Origin of the sequence: Microbispora hainanensis, from assembly GCF_036186745.1 — a bacterium.
GTDB lineage: Bacteria > Actinomycetota > Actinomycetes > Streptosporangiales > Streptosporangiaceae > Microbispora.
Genome location: NZ_CP108086.1, coordinates 1215321 through 1233010, shown reverse-complemented (window position 1 = coordinate 1233010; position 17690 = coordinate 1215321). Strand labels below are relative to the sequence as shown.

Genomic DNA, 17690 nt, shown 5'->3' with positions numbered 1-17690 from the left:
CGGGAGATCCGTTCCATCGAAGAAGTGTGATTTACATCACACCGAGCACATGTGTCGATCAGTGACAATTCGTGACAAGGCGGCGACGGCGGCCCGTGTGATCAGCGAAAACGTGACGGCCGCCGAGAGGGTGCGGGCGGCGGCGACGGTCGAGATCTTGACGGGTGGCTCAGACCGAAAACCACTAGGGCGGTCACTGACAGCAAATCCTCAGATAGCTTTTAGCCGTCCTTTACTGACGGATGGGGCGCAATGGCGCCCGACGATCAGACCAGGGAGTAGTAAGTTGAAGCGCACCCTCACCCTCGGCGGCATCGCGGTCGGCCTGCTGGCCTCTGCGGCCGTCGCCACCCCCGCCCACGCGGACTCCGTTCCGCACGACACCCTGGCCAGCACGAACTTCGCCGCCCAGCAGGTCGCCGCGTTCTGGTACGGCCAGAACAAGGCCAACCTGGTCAACGCGACGCCGTACGCGGTGGAGACCACGGTCCCCACCAAGCACGTGTCCACTGGCGGCGCCTCCGCCGACACCAAGGCCGGCGTGGTCGGCTCCAGCGGTGACAAGAAGGCCTCCTCCGGCACGTCGAAGAACGTGAACCTGCCGAAGACCACCGGCAAGGTGTTCTTCATCGGCGCGGACAAGAAGCCGCACTGGTGCTCGGCGACCTCCGTGCAGAGCCAGTACAAGAACCTGGTGGCGACCGCCGGCCATTGCGTGTACGACACCAAGAGCAACAAGGCGACCCTGGACAAGTGGGTCTTCGTCCCGGGTTACTACAACGGCAAGACGCCGTGGGGCATCTACGTGGGCAAGACCGCGTACACCCACTACGACTTCGACGTCTACGAGGACGGCGACCGCGACTACGCGTTCGTGACCGTCTACAACGGCGTCCTGCCCACCAGCGCCTCGGGCAAGAGCTACAACCGGACCTACGAGACCCTCCGTGAGGCTCAGCGGGCCAAGGCCAAGCTCGACCGCGACAAGGCCTACTCGCACGTGACCATCCAGCCCGTGGTCGACACCGCCCATGTGGTCAAGGAGGGCACCCGCGACTCGCAGAAGGTCTACGTCAAGCGGGACGACTGGAAGAAGCTCAACCCCGAGGGCACCCCGGCCGACGGTCCCTTCAAGGAGGGCACCGGCGTCACGGACAAGGAGTACCGCTTCAAGCCGCGTGGCTGGGAAGAGGGCAAGCAGTCCCGTGACGGCAAGGCGTTCTACCTGAAGAAGGGCGACAAGTACGTCGTCCGCACCTACTGGATCAACTACGACGTCGACTACCGCCTGACCGGCCGGGCTCTGTCGATCGGTCTGAAGGACGTCGGCACCCTGGGCTCCAACGTGGGCGGCCAGGGCCTGGCGTACAACCAGAAGATCGGCAGCGGCACGTTCGTGTTCGGCTACCCGAGCGGCTCGCACCCGGACGGCAACCACGCCTTCTCCGGCAAGACCCTCAAGTGGTCGTACGGCAAGACCTTCAAGGCGGCCGCGCCGTCGATGAAGGCCGAGGAGCTGATCGGCATCAAGTCCTCCTTCACCGGTGAGGGCGCCATCGGCTCGTCCTGGCTCTACCGCTACAGCAGCGCCAAGCGGCTTGGTTACCTGAACGGTGTGACCATCGCGGTCTCCGACACCGACGGCAACAAGCGCATCGACACCAGCGTTTCGCCGTACTTCGACGGTGAGACCCTGGCCGTCTACAAGACCGCCGCGAAGAACTGGTCCGGCAAGATCGTCTGATCGGTCACCGCTGCACGCGAAGGGGCCCGGCATCCCGCCGGGCCCCTTTCCGCTGTCCGGACCGCATCCGCCGGCGGATCTCGGGGGGTGCGGGTGACGCTAAGCTTCGGTCCCATGTCCAGGCAGTGCAGGCATGGCGACGTGAGGCGGTAGGGCGGGCGATGAGCGCGATCACGGTGCGCGTGCCGGCGAAGGTCAATCTCCAGCTCGCGGTCGGGCCGCTGCGCGAGGACGGCTATCACGACCTGGTGAACGTCTTCCACGCGGTCTCGCTGTTCGACGAGGTCACCGCCGCCGAGCCGCTCGACGCGGATCCCTCCGCCGCCCCGCTCAGGGTCAGGGTCGAGGGCGACCTCACGGGAGAGGTCCCGGTGAGCGACGACAACCTCGCCGTACGGGCCGCCAGGGCGCTGGCCGACCGCGCGGGCCGTTCCTACCGGGCCGATCTGCTGATCCGCAAGTCGATCCCCGTGGCGGGCGGCATGGCCGGCGGAAGCGCCGACGCCGCCGCGGCGCTGGTCGCCTGCAACGACCTGTGGGGCCTCGGCCTGCCCGTCGAAGACCTGATGGAGATCGCCGCCGACATCGGCAGCGACGTGCCGTTCGCGCTGCTCGGCGACACCGCCGTGGGCACCGGACGCGGCGAGCGGCTCGCCCCGCTGGAGACAGCCGGGGTCTTCCACTGGGTCTTCGCCCTCGCCGACGGCGGCCTGTCCACGCCCCGGGTGTACGGCGAGTGCGACCGGCTGCGCGAGGAGGCGGGAGTGGCCGCGCCCACGCCCGCGGTGAGCGAGGCCCTGCTCGCCGCGCTGCGCGAGGGCGACGCGAGGGCGCTCGGGCAGGCGTTGTGCAACGACCTGCAGCCCGCCGCGCTTGCGCTGCGTCCCTCGCTCGCGGACACGCTCGCCGCCGGCCGCACGCACGGCGCGCTCGGCGCGATCGTCTCCGGATCCGGCCCCACCTGCGCCTTCCTGGCCGAGTCGGCCGAGCACGCGCACGAGCTGGCCGCCCTGCTCAAGGACGTGGACGGCTGCAGGTCCGTCGTCACCGCCCACGGGCCCGTCCCCGGGGCCACCGTGGCCGGATAAGCTTTACGGGCGATGAATCTGGTCAATCTGGAGTCCGTCTCCCACGCCTTCGGGCCCAAGCCCCTGCTCGCCGACGTCTCTCTCGGGCTGGAGGAAGGCGACCGGATCGGCGTCGTCGGCCGCAACGGCGGCGGCAAGACCACGCTCATCTCGATCATCGCCGGAACGCTGAAGCCCGACAGCGGGCGGGTCACCCACACGCGCGGGCTGCGCGTCGGCGCGCTCGCCCAGCGCGACCAGTTCGACCCGGACGCCGCCGTGAAGGACATCGTCCTGGCCGGCCGGGCCGAGCACGAGTGGGCCGGCGACGCCGCGATCAGGGAGATCCTCGCCAACCTGCTCGCCGACATCGACCTCGCGGCCCCCGCGGGCGCGCTGTCGGGCGGGGAGCGCCGCCGTACGGCACTGGCGCGGCTGCTGGTCGAGGAGCACGACCTGCTGATCCTCGACGAGCCCACGAACCACCTCGACATCGAGGCCATCGCCTGGCTGGCCGGGCATCTCGTCCAGCGCAAGTCGGCGCTGCTCGTCGTCACCCACGACCGGTGGTTCCTCGACGCCGTCTCCACCCGCACGTGGGAGGTCGTCGACGGCTCGGTCGAGCGATACGAGGGCGGCTACGCGGCGTACGTGCTGGCCAAGGCCGAGCGGGCGCGGATCGCGCAGGCCGCCGAGGAGCGCCGGCAGAACCTCATGCGCAAGGAGATCGCCTGGCTGCGGCGCGGCCCGCCGGCCCGGACTTCCAAGCCCAAGTTCCGCATCAACGCCGCCGAGGCGCTGATCGCGAACGAGCCGCCGCCGCGGGAGACAGTCGAGCTGCTGAGCTTCGCCTCGGCGCGGCTCGGCAAGACCGTTGTGGACCTGGAGGACGTGACGCTCCACGCGGGCGGCCCCGGCGCGGGGCCCCTGGTGCTCGACCACTGCACGTACCAGTTCGGCCCGGGCGACAGGATCGGCCTGATCGGCGTGAACGGCTCGGGCAAGTCGTCGGTGCTGCGCCTGCTGTCCGGCACGGTCGAGGCCGACTCCGGCCGCATCGTGCGCGGCAAGACCGTGCGGCTCGCCCACCTGTCGCAGGAGCTCGCCGAGCTGGACCCCACGCGGCGGGTGCTGGAGACGGTCGAGGAGATCCGCAAGTACGTCCAGGTGGGCAAGAAGGAGTGGTCGGCCTCCCAGCTGCTCGAACGCCTCGGTTTCCGGGGCGAGGCCCAGTGGAAGGTCGTCGGCGACCTGTCGGGCGGCGAGCGGCGGCGGCTGCAGCTCCTCCGGCTCATCATGAACGAGCCCAACGTGCTGCTGCTCGACGAGCCGACCAACGACCTCGACATCGAGACGCTCACCGAATTGGAGGACCTCCTCGACGGCTGGCCCGGCACGCTGGTGGTGGTGAGCCACGACCGCTACTTCCTGGAGCGGGTGGCGGACCGCTGCGTCGCGCTCCTGGGGGACGGCAGGCTGTCGATGCTGCCCGGCGGCGTGGACGAATACCTGGAACGCCGCGCTGCGGGCGCCGCGTTGTCGGCCCGGGCGGCCGCCGCCACGGGCGCTCCCGAGCGGGCCGCCCGCGACGAGCAGCCGGCGCCGTCGGGCGGGCTGTCCGCCAAGGAGTTGCGGGAGCTGCAGAAGGAGCTCAACCGGCTGGAACGGCAGATCGACAAGTTCGGCGAGCGTGAGGCGAAGCTGCACGCCGAGATGGCCGAGGCGGCGAGCGACTTCGAACGCCTGGGCAGGCTCGACGCCGAGCTGCGGGAGATCGCCGCGCAGAAGGAGGCGGCCGAGATCGAGTGGATGGCGTTGGCGGAGCGCCTCGAAGGGCAGTAGGCCGCCGGCCGGTCGCGATCTCGGCAACCGGAGATGTGATCAACCCATCGGCGAGGCGGAGAAACCCGCCACCGGCGAGGCGGAGAACGGAAAGGGGCCCGGCGGGATGCCGGGCCCCTTCGCGTGCGCGGTGGCAGATCAGACGATCTTGCCCGACCAGTTGTTCGCGGCGACCTTGTACACGCCGTACGTCTCACCGTCGAAGTACGGGGAGACGCTGGTGTCGTAGCGCCGGTTGCCGTCGCGGTCGGCGACGCCGATGGTCACGCCGTTGAGGTAGCCGAGCCGCTTCTTGCTGCTGTAGCGGTACAGCCACGCCGAGCCGAGCGCGCCCTCGCCGGTGAACGACGACTTGATGCCGATGAGCTCCTGCGCGTTGATGGTGGGGGAGCTGGCCTTGAAGGTCTTGCCGTACGACCACTTGAGCGTGTTGCCGGAGAAGGCGTGGTTGCCGTCCGGGTGCGAGCCGCTCGGGTAGCCGAACACGAACGTGCCGGCGCCGATCTTCTGGTTGTACGCCAGGCCCTGGCCGCCGACGTTGGAGCCGAGGGTGCCGACGTCCTTAAGGCCGATGGAGAGGATCCGGCCGGTCAGGCGGTAGTCGACGTCGTAGTTGATCCAGTAGGTGCGGACGACGTACTTGTCGCCCTTCTTCAGGTAGAACGCCTTGCCGTCGCGGGACTGCTTGCCCTCTTCCCAGCCACGCGGCTTGAAGCGGTATTCCTTGTCCGTGACGCCGGTGCCCTCCTTGAAGGGACCGTCGGCCGGGGTGCCCTCGGGGTTGAGCTTCTTCCAGTCGTCCCGCTTGACGTAGACCTTCTGCGAGTCGCGGGTGCCCTCCTTGACCACATGGCGGGTGTCGACCACGGGCCGCAGTCGAAGGTGGGAGTAGGCGTTGTCGCGGTCGAGCTTGGCCTTGGCCCGCTTGGCCTCGCGGGAGGTCTCGTAGGTGCGGGCGTAGCTCTTGCTGGAACCGCTGGTGGGCAGGACGCCGTTGTAGACGGTCACGAACGCGTAGTCGCGGTCGCCGTCCTCGTAGACGTCGAAGTCGTAGTGGGTGTACGCGGTCTTGCCCACGTAGATGCCCCACGGGGTCTTGCCCTGGTAGTAACCGGGCACGAAGACCCACTTGTCCAGGGTCGCCTTGTTGCTCTTGGTGTCGTACACGCAATGGCCGGCGGTCGCCACCAGGTTCTTGTAACGCGACTGCACGGCGGTCGCCGTGCACCAGTGCGGCTTCTTGTCCGCGCCGATGAAGAACACCTTGCCGGTGGTCTTCGGCAGGTTCACGTTCTTCGTGCTGCTGGTCGCCTTCTTGTCGCCGCTGGAGCCGACGACGCCGGGCTTGCTGTCCGCGGAGGCCCCGCCGGTCGAGACGTGCTTGGCGGAGACCCGCGTCTCCACGTTGTACGGCTTGGCGTTGCGGAGGTTGGCCATACGCTCGCCGAACCAGAAGGCGGCGACCTGCTTGGCGGCGAAGTTGCTGCTGGCCAGGGTGTCGTGCGGAACGGAGTCCGCGTGCGCGGGGGTGGCGACGACGGCGGAGGCCAGCAGGCCGACCGCGATGCCGCTGAGAGTGAGGGTGCGCTTCAAGGGTTGTACTCCTCGGTCTGTCGGGGGCACAAAACAGGCCCACACGTCAGTAAAGGGACGGTAAGCAAGCTATCGAAGGAGGCAGGCGGAAAGTAGGGCCGAAACCTGCCCCGGAGGCGCACCCGCATTGATGGAGGTCGGAGCCGAACCTGAAAGGTTCCTGTGTTTGCGCTGATGAGATGCTGATTTCGCGGGGGTGTGCGCGATCTGTGTCGCTGATCACAAACGCGGAAAATGTGACGTAAATCACATTCGTGAGATGGAACCGTGTGGCCCGGTGATCACGTCTGATCCGCCTCATGCGGCGTCGCTCCGGCGGCCGAGGGCCCGGTCGCCGCGGACGGCGGGAAGACGCGTCTGAGGCGTCGTGAGGGCGTCGTGGCGGCGGGGAGCGTGGAGAGCGTTCGCGGGAGATACCGGCACAAAAGGAGAAGGGCCCGGCCGCAGGCGGCCGGGCCCTTGCTCAGCTGAGCCTCAATCAAGAAGGCATCAGACGATGTTGGAGGAGGGGGTGGCGGCAGCGGCCTTGTAGACGGCCAGGGTCTCACCGTCGAAGTACGGCGAAACGCTGGTGTCGTAGCGGTCGTTGCCATCGGTGTCGGAGACACCGATCGTGACGCCGTTCAGGTAACCGAACCGCGTCGCGTTGTTGTACTTGTACAGCCAGGCGGAACCGGAGGCGCCCTCGCCGGTGAACGACGACTTGATGCCCTGCAGCGCCTCACCCTTCAGGGCCGGAGCCGTGGCGGGGAAGGTCTTGCCGTAGCTGTACTTGAGGGTCTTGCCGGTGAAGGCGTAGTTGCCGTCCGGGTGAGAGCCGCTCGGGTAGCCGAACACGAAGGTCGGCTGGCCGACCTTCTGGTTGTAGGCCAGGCCCTGGCCGCCGACGTTGTCGCCCAGCTTGCCGACGTCCTTGAGGCCGATCGTCAGCTTCAGGCCGACGACCTTGTAGCCCACGAGGTACTTCTTGCTCTGCGTGGACGAGGGGGAAGCCGAGGCGGACGGCGAGGGCGACGGGGAGGGGCTCGCCGACTTGACGCCCGGCTTCTGGTCCGTGTAGACGGGCACGACCTTGAGGCTCGAGTAAGCCGTGGTCTTGTCCTTCGCCAGCTGGTCCTTGGCCTTGTAGGCGTCCCACTTGGTCCGGTAGAGCCGGGACTCGTACTTGCCGCCGCTGGTGCCGCCGTCCGTGGGGACGACACCGTTGTAGACCGCGACGAACGCGTAGTCGAAGTCGCCGTCACCGTAGGTGGTGAAGTCGAAGTGGGTGTACGCGATCTTGCCGACGTAGATGCCGTACGGCGTCTTGCCGTTGTAGTAACCCGGGACGAAGACCCACTTGTCCATCAGGTCCTTGTCCTTCACCGTGTCGTAGACACAGTGACCGGCCGTGGCCACCAGGTTCTTGTGCAGCGACTGCAGGGCGGTCGCGGTGCACCAGTGCGGCTTGTTGTCCGAGCCGATGAAGAACACCTTGCCCGTGGTGCGGGGCAGGTTGACGTTCTTCGACGTGCTCGTGGCCTTCTTGTCGCTGCTGGACGAGACGACACCGGGCTTCGTGTCGGCCGTTCCCTTGGGCATCGTCGAGACGTGCTTGGCGGCGACCTTGGTCTCCGTGCCGTACGGCGTGGCGTTGACCAGGTTCGCCATCTTCTCGCCCAGCCAGAAGGCGGCGACCTGCTTGGCGGCGAAGTTGGTCTCGGCCAGCGGCTTGGCCTTGGGCTTGAAGTGGTCGGCGTGCGCGGGGGAGGCGACGAGGGCGGTGGCCAGCAGGCCGGCCGCGACGCCGCCGAACGTGAGGGTGCGCTTCAAGTGCTCTCCATGGTCTGTCGTGAGGCGCGGCTTCGCCTCATGCGTCAGTAAAGGATGCGCAAAAACTACCGGATTGGTAGCTGAGGGCGTAAGAGAGGTGAAGCAATGGGTATCACCTCGTGATCTTGATCGTGATCTTCAATGTGAATGCCATTGCTCGCGGGCGCTGCGGGGTCTTTCCCGGTGAAATTCGCCGTGGCGGGAGCGGGCTTCCCGGGTGTCGTGAGGTCGTACGGGCCGGCCGCGTCCGGGCACTGACGGGACGGACTCCTCCCTGGCCGTACGGAGGGAGAGGACCTGGCGGCGCCGGAACCGGATGCCGCCGTCGCGGCGGTGGCCGGGCGGTCCCGGGAAGGGCGAGGGGGACGGTTAATAGCCGACGCCGTTCGTTTTCCCCGGCGTCTTCTCACCGTCTTCCCGGTGTCTTCAGTGGTGTCTTCACGGAGTCTTCTTCCCGGCGCCTTCTCGGCGGTCCGGCGAAATGCGTAAGAAAAAGGACCCGGCTGGAGGCCGGGCCCTTTTCTCACATCATTGACCGGGGGAAGATCAGACGATCTTGCCCGACCAGTTGGCGGCGGCGGCCTTGTAGACGCCCAGGGTCTCACCGTCGAAGTACGGGGAAACGCTGGTGTCGATCCGGCCGTTGCCGTCGGTGTCGGAGACCGCGATGGTCACACCGTTGAGGTAGCCGAGCCGCTTCGCGCTGCTGTAGCGGTACAGCCAGGACGAACCGATGGCGCCCTCACCGGTGAAGGAGGACTTGATGCCGACGAGCTCCTCGGCCTTCATCGAGGGAGCGCTCGCCTTGAAGGTCTTGCCGTAGGCCCACTTCTGGGTCTTGCCGGTGAAGGCGTAGTTGCCGTCCGGGTGCGACCCGCTCGGGTAACCGAACTCGAAGACGGCCGTGCCGACCTTCTGGTTGTAGGCCAGGCCCTGACCACCGACGTTGGCACCGAGGGTGCCGACGTCCTTGAGGCCGATCGACAGCTTCACGCCGGTGACCTTGTAGCCGATGATGTTGCGGCCCGGGCCCTGGTCGTGGCCACGGCCACGGTCGTTACCGCGGTTGTCGCCGTTCTTCCAGCTGTGGTCGTTGTCCTTGCCGGCGGACTTGCCGAAGACCGGCACGACCGCGAGCTTCGACCAACCGGTGGTCTTGTCGGCCGCGAGCTTGGCCTTGTAGTCCTCGGCGTCCTTCTTGTTCTTGAAGAACTTCGAGACGCCGCCGCCGCTGGTGCCGTTCTCGGTGGGGATGACGCCGTTGTAGACCGTGACGAACGCGTAGTCGCGGTCGCCGTCCTCGTACACGCTGTAGTCGTAGTGCGTGTAAGCGGTCTTACCGACGTAGATGCCCCAGGGGGTCTTGCCCTCGTAGTAGCCGGGGACGAAGACCCAGTTGTCCAGCGTCGTCTTGTTCGACTTGGTGTCGTAGACGCAGTGACCCGCGGTCGCCACAACGTTCTTGTAGGTCGACTGCAGGGCGGTCGCGGAGCACCAGTGCGGCTTGCCGTCGGCGCCGGTGAAGAACACCTTGCCGGTGGTCTTCGGCAGGTTCACGTTCTTCGACGTGCCGGTGGAAGCCTTCTGGTCGCCGCTGGAGCCGACGACACCGGCCTTGGTGTCAGCGGAAGCCCCGCCGGTCGTCACGTGCTTGGCGGCGACCGTGGTCTCCACCGTGTACGGCGTGGCGTTGACGAGGTTGGCCTTGGCCTGGGCGTACCAGTACTGGGCGACCTGCTGAGCGGCGAGGTTGGTGTTGGCCAGGTTCACGCTCGGGATGGAGTCGGCGTGAGCCGGGGCGGCGATGGCGGCGGAGGCCAGCAGGCCGGCCGCGACACCACCGAGTGCGAGGGTGCGCTTCAACTTTCTCTCCCTGGTCTGTCGTGAGGCGACTCCTGCGCCCCATACGTCAGTAAAGGAACGGTCAGAAAGTTATAGGAGAAGTTGGTGTGGTGTAAGTGGAACCACCGCGTCCGCCCACCCCCTCCGGACCCGCGAACTTCGGGGTGGTTGAGGGGTCTGTGCGGCATCTGCGCTGATCACGAGTGGTGTCGGACGTCTGTTGCCGTACCGAGTGTCGGCTCTCAGATGGGGGCTTATGTGATGTAAATCACACTGATCGGATGAAACCGAGAGAGGGGGTACTACGTCAAAAGGGCCCTCGGCGGACCGTGTCCATGCGCTCAGCCGCCCGTTCCGGGTGCCCAATAAGGGCCCAAACGGCGGTCCGTGGGCGATCTGGCGGGATAGGGGTTCCGAGTGGTTCCCGTCCGTCTGGGAGCGATCTGCGGCGTGTACGGCGAGCCGGCCCGTCACACGTTCATCCGGCGGCCGGCGGCCCGGGCACGAGCATCGCGAGCATCGTGGGCGCAGGGGATCCGGATGGCGCTCGGAGCGCAGGGAGTGCGGCGTCTGTGCTCCAGGCGCTCACCGAAGGGCCCGGCGGGGCGTGGGATGCCCGCTGCGGCGAGACGGCGGGCGAGGGCGAGGAGAAGGAGACGGGCCGGAGCGGACGGCTCTGAGATCGACTTGCGGGATCGGCTCTAAGCTCGGCCTTGTGAGCTCGGCCCTGTGGCTCGGCTCAGAGACCGGCCGTGAAATCCGCGCGGGGATCCGTCTTGAGATCGGCTATGGGCTCGACTCCGGGAATCGGCCCGGGCTCGGCGTTGGGCTCGGTTCTGGGATTCGCCCTGAGTGCGGCTCTGGGATCGGCCGTGAGATGGATGGTGTGACCGCCGTGCTTGAAGCGCGGGTGTGGTCGGTTTCGGGCAATGGAAAAGGGCCCGGCTGGAGGCCGGGCCCTTTCCTTGACTCTGCGTTACTGGGGGGTTGATCAGACGATCTTGCCGGACCAGTTGGCGGCAGCGGCCTTGTAGACGCCCAGGGTCTCACCGTCGAAGTACGGGGAGACGTTGGTGTCGATGCGGTTGTTGCCGTCGGTGTCGGAGACCGCGATGGTCACACCGTTGAGGTAGCCGAGCCGCTTGGCGTTGCTGTAGCGGTACAGCCACGCGGAACCGATGGAGCCCTCGCCGGTGAAGGAGGACTTGATGCCCACCAGCTCCTCGGCCTTCAGGGACGGCGCGGAGGCCTTGAAGGTCTTGCCGTAGGCCCACTTCTGGGTCTTGCCGGAGAAGGCGTAGTTGCCGTCCGGGTGCGACCCGCTCGGGTAACCGAACTCGAAGATGCCCGTGCCGATCTTCTGGTTGTAGGCCAGACCCTGACCACCGACGTTGGACCCGAGGGTGCCGACGTCCTTCAGACCGATCGCGAACTTGAAGCCCACGACCTTGTAGGTGGTGAGGATCTTCGCCGAGAAGGTCCGCTTGAAGAAGTCGAACTCGTTCCGCTTACCCGGCTTGGGGACCCGGTAGTACAGAGTCGTCCCGTCCTGGCTGACGTACGAGTCCTTGTTCCAGAACTTGTACTCGCTCGGCTTGATCGAATCGGTCTTGACGGACGTGAAGGGAGCCCAGGGGCCGTTGCCCGTCAGGTTCGCGCCCTTGTTGTAGTTCTGGAAGTCGGCGACGCTGATCGCCGTCTCCTTGCCGAACCGCGAGAGCTCCTTGACCTCTTCGACCTTCAGCTTCGACGCAACCGTGGTCTTGTCGGCCTGGAGCTTCTTCAGCGCCGCTTCGGCCTGCCACTTGGTGCGGTAGGTCTGCGACTCGTACTTGCCGGCGCTGGTGCCACCCTCGGTGGGCAGAACGCCGTTGTAGACCGTGACGAACGCGTAGTCGCGGTCGCCGTCCTCGTACACGCTGTAGTCGTAGTGCGTGTAAGCGGTCTTACCGACGTAGATGCCCCAGGGGGTCTTGCCCTCGTAGTAGCCGGGGATGAAGACCCACTTGTCCAGGGTGGTCGCGTTGGACTTGGTGTCGTAGACGCAGTGACCCGCGGTCGCCACCAGGTTCTTGTACTGCGACTGAACCGAGGTGGCCGAGCACCAGTGCGGCTTGTGGTCCGCGCCGATGAAGAACACCTTGCCGGTGGTCTTCGGCAGGTTCACGTTCTTGAGGCTGCCGGTGGCGGCCTTCTGGTCGCCGCTCGACCCGACAACGCCGGCCTTGGTGTCGGCGGACGCGCCACCCGTGGTGACGTGCTTGGTGGCGACCGTGGTCTCCACCGTGTACGGGGTGGCGTTGATCAGGTTGGCCTTGGCCTGGCCGTACCAGAACGCCGCGACCTGCTGAGCGGCGAGGTTGGTGTTGGCCAGGTTCACGGCCGGAACCGAGTCGGCGTGAGCCGGGGCAGCGATCGCCGCGGAGGCCAGCAGGCCGGCCGCGACCCCGCCCAGAGCGAGAGTGCGCTTCATAACTTTCTCCTGGTCTGTCGTGAGGCGTCACCTGCGCCCCATCCGTCAGTGAGGAACGAGGAGAAAGTTATAGGAGGAAATGCGGTGGCGTAAGAGGGTTTGCGACAAGGCTTTTGCGGGGAGAGGCGCACGCGCGCGGCATAACTGTGTGAGGGACGGATCGTTTTGGCTGATCATGAGCGCGCCTCGGGCCTTTCCGTCACGCTCCGCGTTGGACCGATATAACGGCCTGTGTGATGTAAATCACATCATTGGATGAAACCGGGGAGGTGCCTGATCACGTCAGGGGGCCGTGACGGGGGCCGAACGGCGACCGCCGGCCGTCTCGGCGCAGGCCTAGGGAAATCGGAAAAACAGCACCATTCGTGAGGCAGCAGGTCGAATGGTGATTGTTTTCGCCTGTGGCTCTATTCGGGCGATATCCCGACAGGGCATCGGGTAGCTTCGGGCAATGGAAAAGGGCCCGGCTGGAAGCCGGGCCCTTTCCTTGACTCTGCGTTACTGGGGGGTTGATCAGACGATCTTGCCGGACCAGTTGGCAGCAGCGGCCTTGTAGACGCCCAGGGTCTCACCGTCGAAGTACGGGGAGACGTTGGTGTCGATCCGGCCGTTGCCGTCGGTGTCGGAGACCGCGATGGTCACACCGTTGAGGTAGCCGAGCCGCTTGGCGTTGCTGTAGCGGTAGAGCCAGGACGAACCGATGGAGCCCTCGCCGGTGAAGGAGGACTTGATGCCCACCAGCTCCTCGGCCTTCAGGGACGGCGCAGCCGCCTTGAAGGTCTTGCCGTAGGCCCACTTCTGGGTCTTGCCCGAGAAGGCGTAGTTGCCGTCCGGGTGCGACCCGCTCGGGTAACCGAACTCGAAGACGGCCGTGCCGATCTTCTGGTTGTAGGCCAGACCCTGACCGCCCACGTTCGAGCCCAGCGAGCCGACGTCCTTGAGGCCGATCGACAGCTTCACGCCGACGACCTTGTAGCCGATGATCTTCGGGGTCTGCGACGGGGACGGCGTCGGGTGGTTGCCCTTCCTCCAGCCGAAGTTGCCAGCGGGCTTGTTGCCGCCCTCGTAGACCGGCACGACCGCGAGCTTCGACAGCGCCGTGGTCTTGTCGGCCTGGAGCTTCTTCAGCGCCCGGTCGGCCTGCCACTTGAACTTGTAGGTCTCCGACTCGTACTTGCCGCCGCTGGTGCCACCCTCGGTGGGCAGAACGCCGTTGTAGACCGTGACGAACGCGTAGTCGCGGTCGCCGTCCTCGTACACGCTGTAGTCGTAGTGCGTGTAAGCGGTCTTACCGACGTAGATGCCCCAGGGGGTCTTGCCCTCGTAGTAGCCGGGGATGAAGACCCACTTGTCCAGGGTGGTCGCGTTGGACTTGGTGTCGTAGACGCAGTGACCCGCGGTCGCCACCAGGTTCTTGTACTGCGACTGAACCGAGGTGGCCGAGCACCAGTGCGGCTTGTGGTCCGCGCCGATGAAGAACACCTTGCCGGTGGTCTTCGGCAGGTTCACGTTCTTGAGGCTGCCGGTGGCGGCCTTCTGGTCGCCGCTCGACCCGACAACGCCGGCCTTGGTGTCGGCGGAGGCCCCGCCGGTCGACACGTGCTTGGTGGGGACCGTGGTCTCCACCGTGTACGGGGTGGCGTTGACGAGGTTGGCCTTGGCCTGGCCGTACCAGAACGCCGCGACCTGCTGAGCCGCGAGGTTGGTGTTGGCCAGGTTCACGGCCGGAACCGAGTCGGCGTGAGCCGGGGCAGCGATCGCCGCGGAGGCCAGCAGGCCGGCCGCGATCCCGCCCAGAGCGAGAGTGCGCTTCATTGGAATTCTCCTGGTCTGTCGTGGGGCGTCACCTGCGCCCCATCCGTCAGTGAGGAACGAGGAGAAAGTTATAGGAGGAAATGGGGTGACGTAAGTGGCTTCGTGACCGTGCTCCGGGGGAGTGTGCCTCACGGCGCCGATCTGGATCATGTGCGAAGGACGTTTTGGCTGATCATCGCGGGTGTGGGGCGGTGTCCGATACCTGCTTCGTTGGACCGATTCAATGATCGCTGTGATGCAAATCACACTTTGGAACGAAACCAACACATCGAGCGACCCGTCAAAGCGGCCTCGCTCATGGCGGAGCGGAGGCCGCCGGCCATCCGGGCGTAGGCCGATGAATGGGACGAACGGCATATTCGGGACCGTTAGTCAAGAGGTCGAAGGAGGCGAGCCCGCGCCCCGTCGTTTCCCGGCAAGCGCGGCGCCGTTGCCGACGACGTGAGGGGAGACGGCTCGGTGGTCGGCTGATCAAGACTCTCCGCGAGGGCGCAATGCGCCGGACTGTTTCTGGGCGGCCGGACTGTTTTGGGGCAATGGAAAAGGGCCCGGCTGGAGGCCGGGCCCTTTCCTTGACTCTGCGTTACTGGGGGGTTGATCAGACGATCTTGCCGGACCAGTTGGCGGCAGCGGCCTTGTAGACGCCCAGGGTCTCACCGTCGAAGTACGGGGAGACGTTGGTGTCGATGCGGTTGTTGCCGTCGGTGTCGGAGACCGCGATGGTCACACCGTTGAGGTAGCCGAGCCGCTTGGCGTTGCTGTAGCGGTACAGCCACGCGGAACCGATGGAGCCCTCGCCGGTGAAGGAGGACTTGATGCCCACCAGCTCCTCGGCCTTCAGGGACGGCGCGGAGGCCTTGAAGGTCTTGCCGTAGGCCCACTTCTGGGTCTTGCCGGAGAAGGCGTAGTTGCCGTCCGGGTGCGACCCGCTCGGGTAACCGAACTCGAAGATGCCCGTGCCGATCTTCTGGTTGTAGGCCAGACCCTGACCACCGACGTTGGACCCGAGGGTGCCGACGTCCTTCAGACCGATCGAGAGCTTCAGGCCGACGACCTTGTAGCCCGTGATGACCTTCGCGGTGAAGGTCCGGCTGAAGTACTTGTACTCGAAGTGGCCCTGGTCGCGGTGCCCCCAGTTGTTGCCCTGCCACTTGTTGCCCTGGGCCTGCGCGCTGGCGCTGGGGCTCGGGCTCGCGGACGCGGCGGCGGCCGGAGCCTGGACCTTCGTCCGCCAGTACAGGGTCTTCCCGTCCTTGCTGACGTAGGAGTCCTTCCAGGAACGGTACTCGTTCTTGGAGATCTCCTTGGCCTCGGACGCGCTGGTGCCCGGGGTCCAGGGGCCGTTGCCCGTCAGGTTCCTGCCCTTGTTCCAGGCCTGGAAGTCGGCGACGCTGACCGCCGTCTCCTTGCCGAACCGCGAGAGCTTGTTGACCTCGACGACCTCGAGCTTGGAGTAGCCCGTGGTCTTGTCGGCCTGCAGCTTCCGCTTCGCACGGTAGGCGTCCCACTTGTTGTGGTAGACGCGCGACTCGTACTTGCCGCCGCTGGTGCCACCCTCGGTGGGAACCACACCGTTGTAGACCGTGACGAACGCGTAGTCGCGGTCGCCGTCCTCGTACACGCTGTAGTCGTAGTGCGTGTAAGCGGTCTTACCGACGTAGATGCCCCAGGGGGTCTTGCCCTCGTAGTAGCCGGGGATGAAGACCCACTTGTCCAGGGTGGCGGCGTTGGACTTGGTGTCGTAGACGCAGTGACCCGCGGTCGCCACCAGGTTCTTGTACTGCGACTGAACCGAGGTGGCCGAGCACCAGTGCGGCTTGCCGTCGGCGCCGATGAAGAACACCTTGCCGGTGGTCTTCGGCAGGTTCACGTTCTTGAGGCTGCCGGTGGCGGCCTTCTGGTCGCCGCTCGACCCGACAACGCCGGCCTTGGTGTCGGCGGAGGCCCCGCCGGTCGACACGTGCTTGGTGGGGACCGTGGTCTCCACCGTGTACGGGGTGGCGTTGATCAGGTTGGCCTTGGCCTGGCCGTACCAGAACGCCGCGACCTGCTGAGCCGCGAAGTTCGTGTTGGCCAGGTTCACGGCCGGAACCGAGTCGGCGTGAGCCGGGGCGGCGATCGCCGCGGAGGCCAGCAGGCCGGCCGCGACCCCGCCCAGAGCGAGAGTGCGCTTCATAACTTTCTCCTGGTCTGTCGTGAGGCGTCACTTGCGCCCCATCCGTCAGTGAGGAACGAGGAGAAAGCTATAGGACCAATTGGAGTGACGTAAGTGGAATTGATCGCTTCGCGCATTGCCTCCAACTTCGTGCCTTCAGTCGCTTCCTGAACGGAAGCTGAAAACGAGCTGATCGCGGGCTGTGTGGAAGGATTACGGTCACGTTCCGCGCCAGGTCGGTCACGGCTCGATGTGACGTAAATCACAGGTTTGAGTGAAACCGGATGGCCGGGAAATTGCGTCAGAGTGTGCCCGTTCGCCTGGACCGTGGTCCGTGTGGCCGGCCGGGGGTGCGACTTGATGATCAAGGAGATGTGCGAAGGAGCACGTAGATCCCTGGATGGCCGCGACGCGGCCCTCCCTGGACCGCTGGAGCGGGCCTTGGCCGGCTCCGGTTCCCCTGCGCCGGAAGGCTGCCGAGAGGTGGCCGCCGCGGTGCGGCGATGGCCTTCCTGAAGGTTTCCTGGGAACTCTCGCCGAGGGGGTTACCATCCGGTAAGCCAGCTAATCGGATGACCGATATCCACTGGGCACTCTAAGCCGCCGAATCGAGCCGTTCAGGGCTCGGCTGGAGCTTTCTCGGGAACGCCGTACGGCTCGCGATGCGCATTCTCTGAATGGCAGAGTGGGTTTTCCGGGCGGAGTATCACTGTCATCGCACAGTTTGCGGGCGCGATTCCGGCGGTGATTGAACGCCCGTCGCCGAGAGGGCGAAGCGGGGGCGTCGTTCGTGCTCGGAGGCCGGTGGGTCGGTGGCATTCGCACAGGTAGATCGATGTTTTGTCGGCGTTCGGCTCGTCTGGGAGAGCTGTCTGTGACGGCTTGCCGTGCCCCTCGGAATCGGCGCGAGACCGCGGATGCGAGAGCCGCTCGAAGGCTTTCATGCCCGCGATGCTGTGCTCTTGGTAAGTTGGCGGCGAGGCTTAGTGGAAGCAGGTGCGAGTAGCTTTCCGCTCGCTTTCTTGGTGGTCTGCCGCAGATGATTTCCTCATTGCGATTTACCAGTCTGTCAGTGATCATTGTCCTGATCATTTTTGACTCCTCGTGGCCCGGCCGTCCTTTGTTCGTGTGCTTTTCTCCGGGGTCGTGCCGACGAAGTCGCGAAGGGGTCATGGGCCCGAGGAAGCGGATTCCCTAATGCCGCTGTGCGGGGAAAGTCCGTCGAACTCCGACATGGTCGATCAAGCCGGGGAGGCCGGGAACGGGCCTGAGAGGCCGTACGGGCGGCCGGCGTGGCGGTGCGAACAGGGCGGCCGCCCGCGCTCGTCACCCATCGGGGAGGGGCTG

Annotated in this window: 9 protein-coding genes; 3 read left to right on the top strand and 6 right to left on the bottom strand. The window is 66.3% G+C overall.

The window, feature by feature from the left end:
* Window positions 1-286 precede the first annotated feature (286 nt).
* The 3 genes from OHB01_RS05540 to OHB01_RS05530 all read left to right on the top strand — a co-directional run bounded on the left by OHB01_RS05540 (window position 287) and on the right by OHB01_RS05530 (window position 4653).
* Complete coding sequence (locus OHB01_RS05540) at window positions 287-1744, top strand: hypothetical protein (protein ID WP_328709130.1); 1458 nt, start codon at window positions 287-289, stop codon at window positions 1742-1744.
* Between the two features lie 161 nt (window positions 1745-1905).
* On the top strand, window positions 1906-2832 hold the full coding sequence (locus OHB01_RS05535) for a 4-(cytidine 5'-diphospho)-2-C-methyl-D-erythritol kinase (RefSeq protein ID WP_328855025.1): 927 nt from the start codon (window positions 1906-1908) through the stop codon (window positions 2830-2832).
* A gap of 12 nt (window positions 2833-2844) precedes the next feature.
* Window positions 2845-4653: an ABC-F family ATP-binding cassette domain-containing protein gene (locus tag OHB01_RS05530; protein ID WP_328855024.1), complete on the top strand. Its 1809-nt coding sequence runs from the start codon at window positions 2845-2847 to the stop codon at window positions 4651-4653.
* Between the two features lie 138 nt (window positions 4654-4791).
* Here the strand turns inward: OHB01_RS05530 and OHB01_RS05525 are convergent, their stop codons facing one another.
* The 6 genes from OHB01_RS05525 to OHB01_RS05500 all read right to left on the bottom strand — a co-directional run bounded on the left by OHB01_RS05525 (window position 4792) and on the right by OHB01_RS05500 (window position 16364).
* On the bottom strand, window positions 4792-6246 hold the full coding sequence (locus OHB01_RS05525; RefSeq protein WP_328855023.1) for a hypothetical protein: 1455 nt from the start codon (window positions 6244-6246) through the stop codon (window positions 4792-4794).
* A gap of 489 nt (window positions 6247-6735) precedes the next feature.
* A complete protein-coding gene (locus OHB01_RS05520; RefSeq protein ID WP_328855022.1) occupies window positions 6736-8058 on the bottom strand; it encodes a hypothetical protein in 1323 nt (440 codons plus the stop codon).
* Between the two features lie 546 nt (window positions 8059-8604).
* Window positions 8605-9921, bottom strand: coding sequence for a trypsin-like serine peptidase (locus OHB01_RS05515; protein WP_205831170.1), 1317 nt, complete (start codon window positions 9919-9921; stop codon window positions 8605-8607).
* Between the two features lie 970 nt (window positions 9922-10891).
* The gene (locus OHB01_RS05510; RefSeq protein WP_328855021.1) at window positions 10892-12373 is read right to left on the bottom strand and encodes a hypothetical protein; all 1482 of its coding nucleotides are present in this window, start codon (window positions 12371-12373) and stop codon (window positions 10892-10894) included.
* 513 nt (window positions 12374-12886) lie between these two features.
* Window positions 12887-14188: a hypothetical protein gene (locus tag OHB01_RS05505; protein WP_328709133.1), complete on the bottom strand. Its 1302-nt coding sequence runs from the start codon at window positions 14186-14188 to the stop codon at window positions 12887-12889.
* 598 nt (window positions 14189-14786) lie between these two features.
* Window positions 14787-16364, bottom strand: a complete 1578-nt coding sequence (locus OHB01_RS05500; RefSeq protein ID WP_328855020.1) for a hypothetical protein — start codon at window positions 16362-16364, stop codon at window positions 14787-14789.
* Between the last annotated feature and the right edge of the window lie 1326 nt (window positions 16365-17690).